The sequence below is a fragment of the Pseudomonas sp. Colony2 genome (genome assembly GCF_019382755.1).
Classification (GTDB): domain Bacteria; phylum Pseudomonadota; class Gammaproteobacteria; order Pseudomonadales; family Pseudomonadaceae; genus Aquipseudomonas.
Genome location: NZ_CP080030.1, coordinates 5,599,973 through 5,614,703 on the forward strand (window position 1 = coordinate 5,599,973; position 14,731 = coordinate 5,614,703).

Here is a 14,731-nt window from a genome sequence, read left to right on the forward strand (position 1 = left end):
TGTGCCGCGCCTTGAACCACCGTGGCACAGCGAAAGCTCAGCGGGTCCTGTAGCCGACGCGGGTTATCGGCCAATTCGCCGCCCGCCAGCAATTCCAGCAACGTCGCTGATTGCCCGCTTTGCCCCGGCGCCGGGCGCAACCGCGAAGCCCAAGGCTGGAACGGACTGAGGTTGGCCCGATAGCCTTCACACGACAACGCCAGCCCCGCCAACACGGCCTGCAATGCCTGTTCGGCCTCGGCCACCAGCAACGCGCCAAGGCCGATGCTCGCGGAGTTGGCCGACACCAGCGCCAGGCCATCCTTGCCCGTCAATGGCACGTTCAGCGCCAGACTCAAATGCGCCAACGGCGCCAGGTCGCTCTCACCCAGCGAGCCGAGCAACGGCACCGCGGGCTCCATGCCGCAGTTGAGTAACGCCAACAGCGCCTGCGCCGCACCCGGCGAAATACCCGAACGCCCCTGGGCCAACCCGGCCAAGCGGGCTGCGGTGATCGCGCGTAATTCCTCACGCTTGGCCAGGCGGCCAACGCCCACCGCACGCCCCAAAGGAATGTTTGCCTGCACCGGCGCAACCTGCGTATCCACCGCCGCACCGAGGCCGGTGGTCACCCCGTAAATCGGCGTGCCTTCAGCCACCAGGCGCAGCAACAGTCGATGCCCTTCGTCGATACGTTGGCGGGCCGCATCGCTGAAGTCAGCCGGTGCGTCTTGGCGGGCAATCGACAGCAAATCCTCAATCGTCAAACCGGCGGGATCGAAGTGAATCATGCCCAGCGCAACCGCTGGCCGATCCCCAGGCGTCTGGATTTTTCCAGCAGTGCGTGGCCCAGGGCGATATCGCTGAGGCTCAAGCCACGGTGCCAGAACAGGATGGTTTCCTCGGGGGTTTCCCGGCCGGTCTTCAAGCCGGCCACGATCTGCCCCAACTCGGCATGCAAGGTCTCGGCGCTGAGTTTTCCGGCGTCGACATGGGCGCGCAATGCGCCGAACATCCCGCCCTTGCACTGGCCCCAGTCGTCCACCACCAGCTTGTGCATGATGTCGGTCAACGACAGTTCCACCGCGCTCATGGTGCCGTAGGGCACGACGAAGGCACCGGGCTTGATCCACTCGGTGTGCAGCAACGGTTGCGGCTGATCCAGGCGTGAAGCTTCCACCACTATGTCGGCGCCGCGCACCGTGGACTCCCAATCGTCGGTGACAATCACCGGCTTGCCGAGGTCGCGGCGCAGGCGTTCGGCGAAGGCTTCGCGGCTTTCACTGCGGCGCGAGTGCACGCGGATTTCGTCGAAGTCGAACAGGTGGTCCAGCAGCCGCACGTTCCAATACGCCGTGCCACGGGCACCGATGTGCGCGAGGATTTTGCTGTCGGGCCGGGCCAGGTATTTGGCACCGATGGCGGTGACGGCGCCGGTGCGCATGTCGGTGATCGCCGAGGCGTCCAGGATGGCCTTGGGGATGCCGGTGGCCGGGTCCAGCAGGTTGAGAATCGCCAGTTCCGAGGGCAGGCCCTTGCGGTAGTTATCGACAAAGTCGCCCACCACCTTGACCCCGGCGTAGCCGATTGCGCCGCCCAATACACCGCGCAGCACGTTGAAGTGGCCGTTGATTTCACCGCCGGGAATCAGGTGCATGCGCGGCTCGATCACCGCCTCGCTGCGGCCCTGGATGGCCAGGCTGGATTCGATGGCGTTGAGGATTTCGTCGTTGGTCAGGGCCAGTTCGTCGATGTCCAGGCCGTTGAGGAAGTCGATGTAGATCGGTTGCATGGTCTGCTCACTGATGGGTGCGAAGGTCGATGCTGAAGATGCTTTTATGGGGTGAGGGAGCTTGCTTTGGGGAGGGAGCTTGTTGTGGTGAAGGAGCCTGTTGTGGCGAGGAGCTTGTTGTAGAGAGGGAGCTTGCTGTGGCGAGGGAGCTTGCTCCCGCTGGAGTGCGYAGCGCTCCCGCTTTTTTTGGGGCCGCTACGCAGCCCAGCRGGAGCAAGCTCCCTCGCCACAACAGCTCTTTCCCTAAAGCAAGCTCCCCTGCCACAGCAAGCTCCCTCCCCACAGCAAGCTCCCTTGCCACAGGGATCAAGTTAAGGGGCCTTGAACACAACCTGCTGCACATCGACCTTTTTCGGGATCAGGCCGTTGGCAAAAAACGCGTCGGCCGTACGTTGCTGGTTGGCGATATCCACCGCTTCCAATGGCCGGTTCGGCGTCGGCGAGCGGTGCTGGAAGTAACTCTCCACCACCGCCGGCTGCAAGCCCAATGTCTTGGCCATCAGCGCGACGCTTTCGTCATGCTGGTCCAGCGACAACCGCTGCGCCTGGGCAAACACCTTGAGAATCGCCGCAATCGCCTGCGGGTGCTGCTTGGCAAACGGCCCGCTGGCGATGAAGAAACTGCCCGCCGGGTTCAGCCCCTGGCCATCCCCCAGCACCTTCGCCGAACCGTCCACCACGGCCGCCGAGTAGTACGGGTCCCACACCACCCAGGCGTCGACCTTGCCTTGTTCAAACGCGGCACGGCCGTCGGAGGGCGACAGGTACACCACGTTCACGTCCTTCCACTGCAAGCCGGCACGCAGCAAACTTTTGAGGAACAGGTTGTGGGCGCTGGAACCCTTGAGCAACGCCACGCGCTTGCCCTTGAGTTCGGCCACGCTTTGCACGGTGCTGTCCTTGGGCAGCAGGATGGCTTCGGTGCGCCCGTCATTGGGCTCGACGCCGATGTAGCGAATGTCGATGCCGGCAGCCTGGGCGAAGATCGGCGGGATGTCGCCGATATTGCCGATGTCGATGCTGCCGCCATTCAAGGCTTCGATCAGCGGCGGGCCGCCGAGGAATTCGATCCACTCGACCTTGGTGCCCGGCAACCCTTGCTCGAACAGGTGATGCTCACGGGCGAGCACCATGCTCACCGAGCTTTTCTGGTAGCCGACGCGCAGGGTGGCCGGTTCTGCCGCCAGCAGCGGCCCGGCGCACAGTGCCAGCAGTGTGGCTGCGATGAGCTTGCGCATCAGAGACTCTCCTTGACCTTGGCCGCGACGTCCGCCGGCACCCATTGCTGCCAGACCTGCGGCTGTTCTTTCAGGAACGCTTCGGCCACCTGGCGCGGCGCGGTGCGTTTCTCGGCCATTTGCGCGAGGATGCCGTTGAGCAGGTCAATCGGCAGGTCGACTTTTTCAAAGAACGTCACCAGTTGCGGGTACTGCGCCTTGAACGGCGCCGACACGCCAATCGCCAGGTGCGCTGGCATCGAACGAGTACCGATGGGGTGCGGGTTGTTGGCGTCGGCCAGGGTCTTCCAGGCTTCGGCGTTGAACGGTGGTTCTTCCAGTTTGATCAACTTGAAGCGCCCCAGCAGTGGCGTCGGCGACCAGTAGTAGAACAGCACCGGCTTGCCGCGACGGATCGAGGATGCAACCTCGGCATCCAGCGCCGCGCCGGAGCCGGTGCGGAAGTTGACGTAGCTGTCGGTCAGGCCATAGGCCTTGAGTTTCTGGCTGTTGACGATCTCCGAGGTCCAGCCGGTGGGGCTGTTGAGGAAGCGCCCACGGGTCGGGTCTTCGGGGTCGCGGAACACATCCTTGTAGCGGGCCAGGTCGGCGACGGATTTAAGCTCCGGGGCCAGGGGTTTGATGCCCCGTTCGGCGTCGCCCTTGATCACGTACTCCGGCACCCACCAGCCTTCGGTGGCGCCTTTGACGGTGTCGCCCAGGCCGAACACCTTGCCTTCGCTTTCGGCCTTGACCCACGCCGGACTGCGCCCGGCCCACTCTTCGCCGATCACCTGGATATCGTCCTTGGCCAGGGCGGCCTCCAGGCTCACGGTGCTGCCGGGCAAGGTGTCGGTGGGCAGGCCATAGCCTTTCTCGACGATCAGGCGCAGCACTTCGGTGATCAGGCTGCCGCTTTCCCAGGTGATGTCACCGAAGTGGATCGGTTTGGCAGGTTCGGCGGCCGTGGCTGATTGTGCCAGGACGGTGAGTGCCAATAGCGAGCCACCGAGCAGGTTCTTGATTGTTTTCATGTGTTACCTCGTGGTGATTCCATGAAGAGTGCTCTTGTGGCGAGGGAGCTTGCTCCCGCTGGACTGCGCAGCAGGCCCAAAGTGCTTGGGGCCGCTACGCGCCCCAGCGGGAGCAAGCTCCCTCGCCACAGGTTTTGCATCAGGGTTTAAAAGTCATAACTGAGCCGCGTGTAGTAAAACGCCCCTTCCGGCGCCGTCGGCGACAGGTAGCTGTATTGCTGGCCCGGGGTCTGGCGCAAACGGGTGTTGTAGTCGTCAGGCTTGCTGTCGAACAGGTTGTTGACGCCCACCGACACCCGCAGTTGTTTGGTGAAGGCGTAGTTCACGTCCAGGTCGGTGGTCCATTGCGCGCCGAAGGTCTGGTCGTACTGGGCGTTGGCTTCGCTGGACGCATATTTGCGGTACTTGCCGTAACGGGTTTCGTTGAGGGCGATGGTCCATTGGTTGAGCTTGTGGACCGCGCCAAACACCAGCTTGTCTTCCGGGTAACCGTGCTCCAGGAAGCCACGGGATTCACGGGTCAGCACTTCGAAGCCGTTGGGGTTTTCGTGGACCTTCTCGATGGTGGTGCGGGCCTTGGTGTAGCCCGCCGACAGGTTCAGGTTGCCGAACTGCTCAAGGTCCAGGTTGTACTTGCCCACGATGTCGACGCCGCGGGTGCGGGTGTCGGCGGCGTTGGTCATGAACTGCGCCCAGGAGTACTGGCCGTAGCCGGCGTCCTTGAGGATCTGCTCGGCCAGCGGCCCGGAAATGCCACCGCTGAACAGCAGGCGGTCACGAATCGAGATCTGGTAGGCGTCGATGGTCAGCGAGGCCTGGTCGGTTGGGCGCAGCACCAGGCCCAGGGAGAAGTTGGTGGACTTCTCGGGCTTCAGCGGCTGCGCACCGAGGGCACGGGCGGCCGGGTTGTCGGCCGGCAGCATGCGGGTCAGCACCGGGTTGCCGTTGGCGTCGAGGTTGGTGGTGGTGGTCCAGGAGGTGCCGATCTGGCCCAGGCTGGGCGCGTGGTAGGCATTGTTGACCGTGGCCCGCAGGCCGACTTTCGGGGTGAAGTCATAGCGCGCCGAGAGTTTGCCGGTGGTGGCTGAACCGAAGTCCGAGTAGTGCTCGGTACGCCCGGCAATGCCCACCTGGAGCTTGTCGGTGACCTGGTTTTCCAGGCCGAAATACACGCCGCCCACATCACGCTTGAAGGTGCCGGCGTCATCCGGGGTCAGGCCCGAAGCCTGCACCGCGCCAACCTGCACGCCGTCGATGCCACCGTAGGAATAGGAATCGTAGTCGCCGGCCTCCAGCCGGTATTGCTCATGCCGGTAGGCGACGCCCGCTGAAACGGTGAGTGGATGGCTCGACCAGTCGACGTTCAGATCCTTGGCGTAATCCAGGGTGATGTTGGTCTGGTCGTTGACCAGGGTGGCGACGTTGAACTTGGTCGGGCTGTTGATCCCGTAGCTCGGGTTGACGGTGTTGAAAGCCAGTTCGTCGTGCTCGTCGCGGCCATAGGTGGCGCTCAAATCGAAGCGGCCGATGCTCTCGTCTTCATAGCGGGTGCCGACGGTGACGGCGCCGTCTTCATAGCGATAGCGGTATTTCGGGATGGTGCCGTTGGGGTAGATCCCGGCCACGTTGTTCGGGCTGCTGGCCAGCAGCGGCGGCGTGTTGTTTACCGAAGTGTCCTGGCCGAAGGTGGCGAAACTGTAGAGGCGCCATTGGTCGTTCAGGCCGATTTCGGCGTTGGCCGCCAGGTTGTATTTGTCGCGCCCGGCACCGCCCCAGCGCGGGTCTTGTACCTGGCCGTCGGCGACGTATTTGTCGCCGATGTCATCGGGTTTGTTGTTCAGGGTGTTGAAGCTCAGGGTCAGGAAACCATCCCCCGGCAAGCCGATGCCGTACCAGCCATCGGTGGTTTTGCTGAAGCCGTCGCCCTGGGCGTATTTGCCCAGTTGGGTGTTGATGCCGCCACCGCTGTCGCGCTCCTTGAGCACGATGTTGACCACCCCCGCCACCGCGTCCGAACCGTATTGCGCCGAGGCACCGTCGCGCAGCACTTCGACGTGGTCGATGGCGCTGATGGGGATCATGTCGAGGTCCACCGGCTGCGCGCCAATGAACGGCACGCCACCGGAAATGTTCACCACCGCCGAGGTGTGCCGGCGCTTGCCGTTGATCAGCACCAGGGTCTGGTCCGGGGACAAGCCGCGCAGGGAGGCGCCTTTCGGATCCTGGCCGCGGGTGGCGCTGTTGTTCTGTGGAAAGTTGAACGAGGGCAGCAGTTGGAACAGCGCCTGGTTAAGGCTGGTGGCGCCGGTTTGCTTGAGTTCCTCGGCGTTTATCACATCCACCGGGGCGCTGCTGGTCAGGGCCGTGGCGTCGCTGCGACGGGTACCGATGGCGACCACACGGTCGAGGGTCGGCGCCTGGGCTTCGGCGGTTTGCGCCTTGATGCTGTTGCTGGCAGGCGCGACTTTGGCGCCTTCCTTGATGATGAATGCACCGTCCGGGCTGACCTGGACTTGCAGGCCGGTGCCCTTGAGCGCGGCGTCTACCGCCTGTTGCGCCGACAGCGAACCGTCGACCCGCGCCGAGGAATAGTTGCCCAATTGTGGCGTGAAGGAAATCACCTGGCCGCTCTGGCGGCTGATGTTCAGCAGCACTTCGTCCAGCGGGCCGGGCGCGATGTGGTAGACCTGGCGCGCCTCTTCGGCGCTGGCAGCGAAAGACAGGAACAGACTGGTCAACGGCACCAGGGCAAAGGTTCGAAGCGGTGTACGGTTGAATGGGCTCACGTTGGCTCCCCCCAAGGAAACTCCTGAGCGCTGCTCCCCGCAGCGCTTACGGGAGTGATGTGGGATGGCCGGGGCAAAACTTGCAGATCGTTTGGTTATGTCGATAGAACCGACATTCGGAAACGACGCGGTCAACTGTGGGAGCTGTCGAGCTTTAGCGAGGCTGCGATGGTATCGCTGCGGTACATCTGAGAGGCCGAGGTGCTCGCATCGCAGGCAAGCCAGCTCCCACATTGACCGAGGTGAACCGTTTTCAGGCGGCACTGACGGTCACCCACAACCCGGTCCGGCGGGTGATGTGGATCGGCAGGGTGCGTGCCAGGGTGTCGAGGATCTGGTCGGGATTGTCGAGGCGGTACAGGCCGCTGACCCGCAACCCTGCCACCGCCGGATCGAGGCGCAGCACACCGTTGTGATACGGGCGCAGTGCGTCGATCACTTCCACCAGCGGGCGGTCGCGCACTTGCAGGAAACCGTCGATCCACGCCGTCGCCCCCGAGGAACTGGCCAGCACCGGGCCGAAGCCGAAGCGGTCGTAAGTCACCTCGTGCCCGGCCTCCAGTTGCAGGCGTTCGCCGTTCTGGCCGTCGATCTCCAGGGCGCCGTTGAGCGCCACCACATGGCCCTGCCCTTCGCGCTCGCGCAGCAACAAGCGATTGCCCAAGGCATGCAGTCGAGCTTGATCGGTCTGAATGAAAAACGGTCGGTTGCTGTCCCTGGCAATCTTCACCAGCAACTCGCCATCGCGCAGGCGCACCACGCGGTGTTGTGGGTCGAACTGGATGTCGGCGGCACTGCGGGCGTTGAGCAGTAACTCGCTGCCATCCGCCAGCTCTACAGTGCGCCGTTCGCCGGTGCCGGTGCGGATATCGGCGGTCAAATCCTCCACCACCGGCCGGGCCAGCCAACCGGCGCCCAGCATCAAACCAGCGCCCACCAGGGCGCCGCGCAACACCGTGCGGCGGCTGGATGGCGCGTCCAGTGCCTGCTGCAATACCTTGCCGCTGACGCCTTGGGTCTGCGGAATTTGAAACACACCGAGGCGGGTTTCCAGTTGTTGGCACAAGGCTTCGTGACGCGGGTCTGCGGCACGCCACTGATGGTAACGCTGCCAGTCGGCGGCACTCGCCTCGCCGGAGCGCAGCAACACCACCCAGCGAGTGGCGCTGTCGATCAGGTCGTCGCTCATTCCAGGCACAGCCGCAGGCAGCGGTTGACGGCACGGGTCATGTAGTCGCTGACCGAGCGTTGGGAAATGCCCAGCTCGGCCGCGATTTCCGGGTAGGTCAGGCCATTGAGTTGCGACAGCAGAAAGGTCGCCTTGACCTTGGCCGGCAAGCCGTCGAGCAACTGGTCGATGGCCTGCAGGGCTTCGAGCATCTGCGCCAAATCCTCAGGGGATGGCGCGGGAGAGGTTTCGTCCTGGTCGAGGGCGTCGAGGTAAGCGCGCTCCAAGTCACGGCGACGCCACAGCTGGTACATCAGGCGTTGGGCAATGGTGGTGAGCAAGGCGCGTGGCTGGCGGATCGGCGCCACGCCCGGGGAACTCAGGAGCTGGACGAAGGTGTCGGCGGCGATGTCTTCGGCGTGGGCACGGGAATCGAGATGGCGGTGCAAACGGCCGCACAGCCAGTCGTAATGACTGCGGAATAATCCGCCCACGTAATCGCTGTGAGAAGTGTCGGCGCCGGACATAGTGGCTCCATCTGAGTAGGTTGCGCGTTATGTCCGGTGTTCCGGTGGAGCGATCCTAGCAAGGCTGCTTATTCTTTAATAATATTTAAAAGGTATTTTTATATAACCAATCGCTCACACGCTCTGCGTGGGAATGCCGCCTTGGACGCTCTGCGTCTGCTTTGAAATCGTGACGCAGAGCGTCACAGGATGCATTCCCACGCGGAGCGTGGGAACGATCATTGGAGGCGTGGATAACCCAAGGCTTCAGCCTGCTGCCGGTAATCCAGCAGCACCTGGTAATCCGCTTCGGTGGCGGGCAGCACTTCGTGTACGCCGAGGGTTTGCACCACTTCGGGCAGATCCTGCAAGGCCAGGTTCATGACCTCCCGCAGGTGTTCACTTGAGCCCGGCGCGCTGATGTAAGGCAGCGTCGGGCTGGGCGCGCTGCGGGTGACGATCCTCAGCCCGGCCACTTCCTCTGGCGCAAAACGGGCGAGGTAGTCGTAGGTCACGCTGTCGATGGCGGCAAGGTCGGCGCGGTTTTCCCGCAGCCAGCGCAGGCTTTCGCGATGGGCGCCGCTGATGCCGACTTCGGCAAAGAACCGACCGCCCTGCTGCAGCGGCGCCAGGCGTTCGCGCAGCAGGTTCATGCCGCTGTTGGAGTCATGGCCGTTGATCACGCCGCGGCTGTCTTGGAAGTCGGCCAAGGCAACGCGGGGATTGTCGTCGCGGGTCAGCAGCAGGCTGCAATGCTGGCCGCCGCTGCTGTGGGGCAGTTCGTAGCGCGGGCGGCCAATCACCTGGACTTGCCCGCGCAGCTCGGTCATCAGCGGGTAGCCGCAGGTTTGCGTCAGCAGCAATTGCGGGGCGCGCCACAGGCTGCGCAGGTCGAGATGATCAGCCTTGCGGCGGGTCGCGCCCAGGCGCTCAAGGATGCGCGAAAGCCAGCGCTCATTGGCCTGTTGCACCTGCTGCGGCGCCACGTACATCAGCAGTTCGGCGTAGCGGTCACTCATGGTCGTCTCTCAAGCAAAGGGGTGCCGTGGGCTGTCGATGGCCTTGAGCCCGTGACGGCCGATCAACTGGCCGTAACCCTGCACCAGGAACCCGCCGCTGCGCGCCACCCATTGTTCGCGGCGCGCGCGGTACACGGTGGGCAGCAAATACCACGGCAGCTTCGGCAAGTCGTGATGCACCAGGTGCAGGTTATTGTTGAGGAACAGCCAGGTCCACGGCCAGGCGGCTTCGTTAAGCACCGTGCGCTGTTCCGGTTGTGGGTGCGGGCGATGCTCATAGTAGGAACGGATCGCCGCCACCGACAAGGCCGGCACGCTGACCAGCGCCACGTAGTGCCACACCGGCAGCACGCTGTAGTGGGCGATGAAGGTCAACATCAGCACGGTCACGGTGCCATGGCTCAGCCACATCAGCCACGCCTGGCGCTGGCCTTTGCGCAGGCGCCTGACCTCGTTGCGCGCCAGCTTCCACAGCGCCAGCGGCGAACCCAACAGGAAGCGCCCCAGGACGGTCTTGGTCAGCCAATGCAAGGTGCGCTCGAACAGCGAACTGTCGTCCCACTGCCGCTGATTCAGGTAGCGGCTTTCCGGGTCGACACCGGGCACCGTCAGGTCTTCGTCGTTGTGGTGCACCAGGTGGCAGTTGCGGTACAGGGTGTAGGGGTACCAGACGGCAAACGGTGCGTAGCCGAGGAGTTTGTTCAAAGCAGTGAAGCGGGTGGGATGGCCGTGCAGCAGTTCGTGTTGCAGGGACATCCACAGCGTCACGAGCGGGATCAACAGTGCGGTACTCAGCCACAGGCCAAGCCAGTGGCTGGCGAGGATCACCGCAAACCAGCCGGCATAGACGCCGATCAACAGCAGCCAGGTCGGCCACTCGGTGCGGGCGGTAAAGGTCTGGGCCAGGGCTTCGATTTCCCGGCGCTGGGTTTCATCAAGGTAGTTGGACATCGGCAGCTCAGGGCAGGCGTGGCCGACGAAAAAGCCGGCTTCATCCTGCTCTGTGCAATGGGGCGGGAAAATCTTGCAGATCGTTTGGTGCTTAGCTTAGAACTTAATGACCGAACAGGTTGCTGTCGGTTTTCTTGGCCTTTTTCTCGGCGCGTTTTTCATCGGCGGTCTTTGCCGGTTTCTTCTTGTCAGCTTTCTTGGAATTCAGACCTTTGGCCATGATGCGTGCTCCACTTACAGGGGATGTAACACTGGGTATAACACCGATTGCCCAACAGAAGGCGCTTTGCCCGACTTATAATCTGCACCCCCTGGATTCGCGTGTTTGAAAACCATGCCCGAGTTGCACATTGACCGACTGGCAGAGCCGTTGTGGCCGCTGCTGAACAAGTTCTATCGCAGCCATAACTCACCGATGAAGGCCCTCAAGGGTGGCCAGTTGTGGGTGGCCAGGGGCAGCGAGATTGTCGCGGGCCTGTGCCTGACGCCGGTGGTGGGTGGGCAGTGGTTGACCGGGCTGTTTGTCGACCCGGCGCTGCGTGGCCAGGGGCTGGCGGCGCAATTGATTCGCGCCTCGGTCGCAAGCGTTGAAGGCACGGTGTGGCTGCTGTGCCATCCGGACCTGGAAGGCTTTTATCAACGCCAGGGTTTTACCCAGGACACGTTGCTGCCGCAGTCCTTGTCGGAGCGCCTGGTGCGCTACAAACGCAACAAGCCGATGATCGCCATGGGCTTAGAACCGTTGGTGAGGTCGTCCTTCAATAAAGTGTGATCAGCCGTTGTGGGCCCCATGCTAGCCTCGGCGGCACCAGCGGCCCATTACAGGATGATCATGAAAGCGACCCTTGCAGCCTTATCCCTTGCAGCCCTCCTCGCCCCGGCCTTGAGCCAGGCAGCCGAAGCGCCGGTTTCCGCCGAGCAGTATGCAACCGTGCTCGCCGGCAGTTGGCGCGTGCCGGCCAACAGCGCGCGTGACGGGTATCGTCACCCGCAGCAGACCCTGGAATTCTTTGGCCTGCGGGGCGACCAGACCCTGATCGAAATCACCCCCGGTGGCGGCTGGTACAGCGAGCTGCTGGCGCCGCTGCTCAAGGATAACGGCCACTACATCGCTGCCGTGCAGGCGCCGAACAGCAGTGCCTACGCGCGTACATCAGAAGAAAACCTGAAAAAGAAATTCGCCGCAGACCCGGTGCATTATTCCAAGGCCGGCTTCGCCGAGTTCGACCCCAAGGCTCCAGTGCTGGGCAAGCCTGGCTCGGCCGACACCGTGCTGACCTTTCGCAACGTGCATAACTGGGTGATGGCGGATACGGCGCCGGCGATGTTCGAGGCGTTCTTCAAGGTGTTGAAACCGGGCGGCGTGCTGGGGGTGGTGGATCACCGGGCCAAGGACGGGGCGTCGCTGGAAGACATCAAGCACAGCGGTTACCTGACCACCGCGTATGTGGTGAAACTGGCGACGGATGCGGGGTTCAAGCTTGAGGGGCAGAGCGAGGTGAATGCCAACCCGAAAGATACCAAGGACTACCCGGATGGGGTCTGGACCTTGCCGCCGGCGTTGACGTTGGGGGAAAAGGACAAGGCCAAGTATGTGGCGATTGGTGAGTCGGACCGGATGACGTTGCGGTTTGTGAAGCCCGCAAAATAAGCTGAATGCACGCAGAACAAATGTGGGAGCGGGCTTGCTCGCGAATGCGGTGGATCAGTCTATATCTTCGGTGACTGGCACTCCGCTTTCGCGAGCAAGCCCGCTCCCACAGTTTGAGGTGTGTTTTGCCTGAGGGTTATTCGTCTGCCGTCGGATCCATATCCGGGAACATCACTTCGATAAACCCGAACTTGCTGAAATCGGTAATCCGCGATGGGTACAGCCGGCCGATCAGGTGATCGCACTCGTGCTGTACCACCCGCGCGTGAAAGCCTTCGGCAATCCGCACAATCGGCTCGCCCTTGGGGTCAAACCCTTCGTAGCGAATCTGCTGGTAACGGTCGACGGCCCCACGCAAGCCCGGCACCGACAGACACCCTTCATAGCCTTCTTCCAGCACCGGGCTGAGCGGCGTGATCAGCGGGTTGATCAGGATGGTCTGGGGCACGGCGGGCGCGTCCGGGTAGCGTTCGCTGCTCTCGAAACCGAAGATCACCAGTTGCAGGTCCACTCCAATCTGTGGCGCGGCCAGGCCGACGCCGCCGACGTGTTCCATGGTCTGGAACATGTCATCAATCAACTGCCACAGCTCGGGGCTGTCGAACATTTCCGGCGGAACCGGCGGGGCAATGCGCAGCAGGCGCTCATCGCCCATTTTCAGGATTTCACGGATCATCGATCAGACTTCATCGGTAGTGGGCTTTAGGGAAGGGTCGCGGCCAAGGCCTGAGACATGCTTTTTTTCGTCGTGCTCGCCAAAGTCCTTTTCACCAGGATCCTTGCCTTCGGCCGACATGTGTTCGATCACCGCGTTCATCTCCGCCCCCAGCAACAGCACGGCAGCCGAGATGTAGAAGTACAACAGCAGCACAATGATCGCGCCGATACTGCCATACATGGCGTTGTAGTCGGCAAAGGTTTTGACGTAGTAGCCAAACCCCAGGGAAGCGACGATCCAGACCACCACCGCCAGCACCGAACCCGGTGTGATGAAGCGAAACTTCTGCTTCACGTCAGGCATCACGTAGTACATCAACGCCACGGAGAACATCAACAGGATGACGATCAGCGGCCAACGCAGGATGGTCCACAGGGTGACCACGAATTCCTGCATGCCGATCTGCCCCGCCAGCCATTCCATTACCTGGGGCCCGAGCACCATCAAGGCGGCGGCGGCCAACAGCATGCCGGCGAAGCCTACGGTGTAGAAAATCGACAGCGGGAAGCGCTTCCAGATCGGTCGGCCTTCCACCACGTCATAGGCGGCATTCATCGCACTCATCATCAGGCGCACACCCGCCGAGGCGGTGTACAGCGCGATCACGATACCCACCGACAACAGGCCACCCTTGGATTGCTGCAACTGGTCGATCACCGGGTTGACCTGCTCCAGGGCCTGGGGCGGCAATACCAGTTCCGATTGCATGCGCAGCCAGGTGAAGAAGTCCGGCAGGTGCAGGAAACCGATCAGGGCAATCAGGAACAGCAGGAAGGGAAACAGCGAGAACAGCATCTGGTAGGCCAGCGCCGAGGCGTACGTAGGCATCTCGTCATCGAGGAACTCTGTGACAGTGCGCACCAGCACTTTGTGCAGGGGCAAGCCTTGTAATACCGGAAAAATCATAGCGTCTCCTTTCGCCGCAAAAAGTTGAGTTCGTGGGCGACTCAGGGGCCGTTTTCTACATCAAGGTAGCTTATTTGGCGACCTTGAAACAATTTCCAAACTTTAATCACTGCAGGTGACACAAAAACGGCCATCCGTGGATGGCCGTCGGGCTGCTGGAGTGCAGGCAGCCAGGTCGGGACTATTTGACCGCTTTCTTTACTGCGTCCTTGGTGTCGCCGACTGCTTTTTGCACTTCACCTTTCTTTTCCTGAACCACGCCTTCAGCCCGCAACTTGTCGTTGCCGGTGACTTTGCCAACACCTTGCTTGATGTTGCCTACGGCTTCGTTCGCCAAACCTTTTGCCTTATCCGATGTGCTACTCATGGTATTTCTCCTGGGAACAATCAAGGATTTTGGTCACTACGTAAACGTTGACCCTTGGCCTTTCCAGAGAGTTTCAATTATTTTTTCAGCGGCATTTCATCGCGCCGTACAGGTTTGGCTTTATGTTTTGCGGCCAACCCACGAGAATGCCGGGCACATCCAGGCGCAAGCGCTGGGTAACAGATCCCGTAGGAAGGTTATGAAACTCAATAAAGCACAGGCCATTGCCCGCAGAAACCAGGAACTGGGCGGTGCCGTACTCGGTGTCAACAACTGCCACTTCACCGACCTGGACCGCAAACGCAACATCTGGTGGTTCGACCTGCCGGTGGGCCGGATTGCCGTGGGCCAGTACGAGTGGATCCACTTGTTGATGCACAACGCCGAGAGCGACCAGTTGCTGCACCTGAAGGTGCCAACGGTGTTTCTGCGCGAGAAGCTGGAAGGCCTGGTGGTGCGCAATGCCGGCAAGCGCAAGCCGGAGATTACCCTGGAGCTGAGTGCCGACAAGGACTCGTTCCTCAAGGACGTACGCCCGGCCGGTGCCGGTGTGAGCTTCGCGCAGTTCGCACTGTAGGAATACGGTAAAAACTGTGGGAGCGGGCTTGCTCGCGAATGCGGTGTGTCAGTAACCGGT

The 14,731-nt window shown here is 62.3% G+C and carries 15 protein-coding genes; 3 read left to right on the forward strand and 12 right to left on the reverse strand.

Annotated elements, in window-relative coordinates:
- The 9 genes from JV201_RS29930 to JV201_RS22505 all read right to left on the reverse strand — a co-directional run.
- Positions 1-770: aromatic amino acid ammonia-lyase (locus JV201_RS29930; RefSeq protein ID WP_257903254.1), on the reverse strand; the 770-nt coding region annotated here is incomplete at its 3' end.
- Complete coding sequence (locus JV201_RS22470; RefSeq protein ID WP_003213072.1) at positions 767-1,771, reverse strand: ornithine cyclodeaminase family protein; 1,005 nt, start codon at positions 1,769-1,771, stop codon at positions 767-769. The genes JV201_RS29930 and JV201_RS22470, both read right to left, overlap by 4 nt.
- A gap of 311 nt (positions 1,772-2,082) precedes the next feature.
- Positions 2,083-3,009, reverse strand: a complete 927-nt coding sequence (locus tag JV201_RS22475) for an aliphatic sulfonate ABC transporter substrate-binding protein (protein ID WP_003213070.1) — start codon at positions 3,007-3,009, stop codon at positions 2,083-2,085.
- On the reverse strand, positions 3,009-4,022 hold the full coding sequence (locus JV201_RS22480; RefSeq protein ID WP_003213067.1) for an ABC transporter substrate-binding protein: 1,014 nt from the start codon (positions 4,020-4,022) through the stop codon (positions 3,009-3,011). Before JV201_RS22480 ends, JV201_RS22475 begins: the two co-directional genes overlap by 1 nt.
- 146 nt (positions 4,023-4,168) lie before the next feature.
- A complete protein-coding gene (locus JV201_RS22485) occupies positions 4,169-6,808 on the reverse strand; it encodes a TonB-dependent receptor (RefSeq protein WP_219406063.1) in 2,640 nt (879 codons plus the stop codon).
- A gap of 253 nt (positions 6,809-7,061) precedes the next feature.
- Entirely contained in the window at positions 7,062-7,997 is a 936-nt protein-coding gene (locus JV201_RS22490; RefSeq protein ID WP_102369757.1) for a FecR domain-containing protein, read from the reverse strand.
- A complete protein-coding gene (locus JV201_RS22495) occupies positions 7,994-8,503 on the reverse strand; it encodes a sigma-70 family RNA polymerase sigma factor (protein WP_003213062.1) in 510 nt (169 codons plus the stop codon). Before JV201_RS22495 ends, JV201_RS22490 begins: the two co-directional genes overlap by 4 nt.
- 218 nt (positions 8,504-8,721) lie before the next feature.
- Positions 8,722-9,501, reverse strand: a complete 780-nt coding sequence (locus tag JV201_RS22500) for a phosphate/phosphite/phosphonate ABC transporter substrate-binding protein (RefSeq protein ID WP_008431597.1) — start codon at positions 9,499-9,501, stop codon at positions 8,722-8,724.
- Positions 9,502-9,510: 9 nt separating this feature from the next.
- Positions 9,511-10,452 (reverse strand): fatty acid desaturase, encoded by a 942-nt coding sequence (locus JV201_RS22505; protein ID WP_008431594.1) that lies wholly within the window; start codon positions 10,450-10,452, stop codon positions 9,511-9,513.
- A gap of 334 nt (positions 10,453-10,786) precedes the next feature.
- Between JV201_RS22505 and JV201_RS22510 the strand changes: the two genes are divergently transcribed.
- Complete coding sequence (locus tag JV201_RS22510; RefSeq protein ID WP_177067332.1) at positions 10,787-11,224, forward strand: GNAT family N-acetyltransferase; 438 nt, start codon at positions 10,787-10,789, stop codon at positions 11,222-11,224.
- A gap of 60 nt (positions 11,225-11,284) precedes the next feature.
- A complete protein-coding gene (locus tag JV201_RS22515) occupies positions 11,285-12,103 on the forward strand; it encodes a class I SAM-dependent methyltransferase (protein WP_177054563.1) in 819 nt (272 codons plus the stop codon).
- Positions 12,104-12,239: 136 nt separating this feature from the next.
- On the opposite strand, the gene def is transcribed toward JV201_RS22515, so the two are convergent.
- From def to JV201_RS22530, 3 genes are all read right to left on the reverse strand, one after another.
- On the reverse strand, positions 12,240-12,779 hold the full coding sequence (gene def, locus JV201_RS22520) for a peptide deformylase (protein WP_003213049.1): 540 nt from the start codon (positions 12,777-12,779) through the stop codon (positions 12,240-12,242).
- A gap of 3 nt (positions 12,780-12,782) precedes the next feature.
- Positions 12,783-13,727, reverse strand: coding sequence for a YihY/virulence factor BrkB family protein (locus JV201_RS22525; RefSeq protein WP_003213047.1), 945 nt, complete (start codon positions 13,725-13,727; stop codon positions 12,783-12,785).
- 181 nt (positions 13,728-13,908) lie between these two features.
- The gene (locus JV201_RS22530) at positions 13,909-14,094 is read right to left on the reverse strand and encodes a CsbD family protein (RefSeq protein WP_003213044.1); all 186 of its coding nucleotides are present in this window, start codon (positions 14,092-14,094) and stop codon (positions 13,909-13,911) included.
- Between the two features lie 199 nt (positions 14,095-14,293).
- Here JV201_RS22530 and JV201_RS22535 point away from each other — a divergent pair, with 199 nt between their 5' ends.
- Positions 14,294-14,671: a hypothetical protein gene (locus tag JV201_RS22535; RefSeq protein ID WP_003213043.1), complete on the forward strand. Its 378-nt coding sequence runs from the start codon at positions 14,294-14,296 to the stop codon at positions 14,669-14,671.
- Positions 14,672-14,731 lie beyond the last annotated feature (60 nt).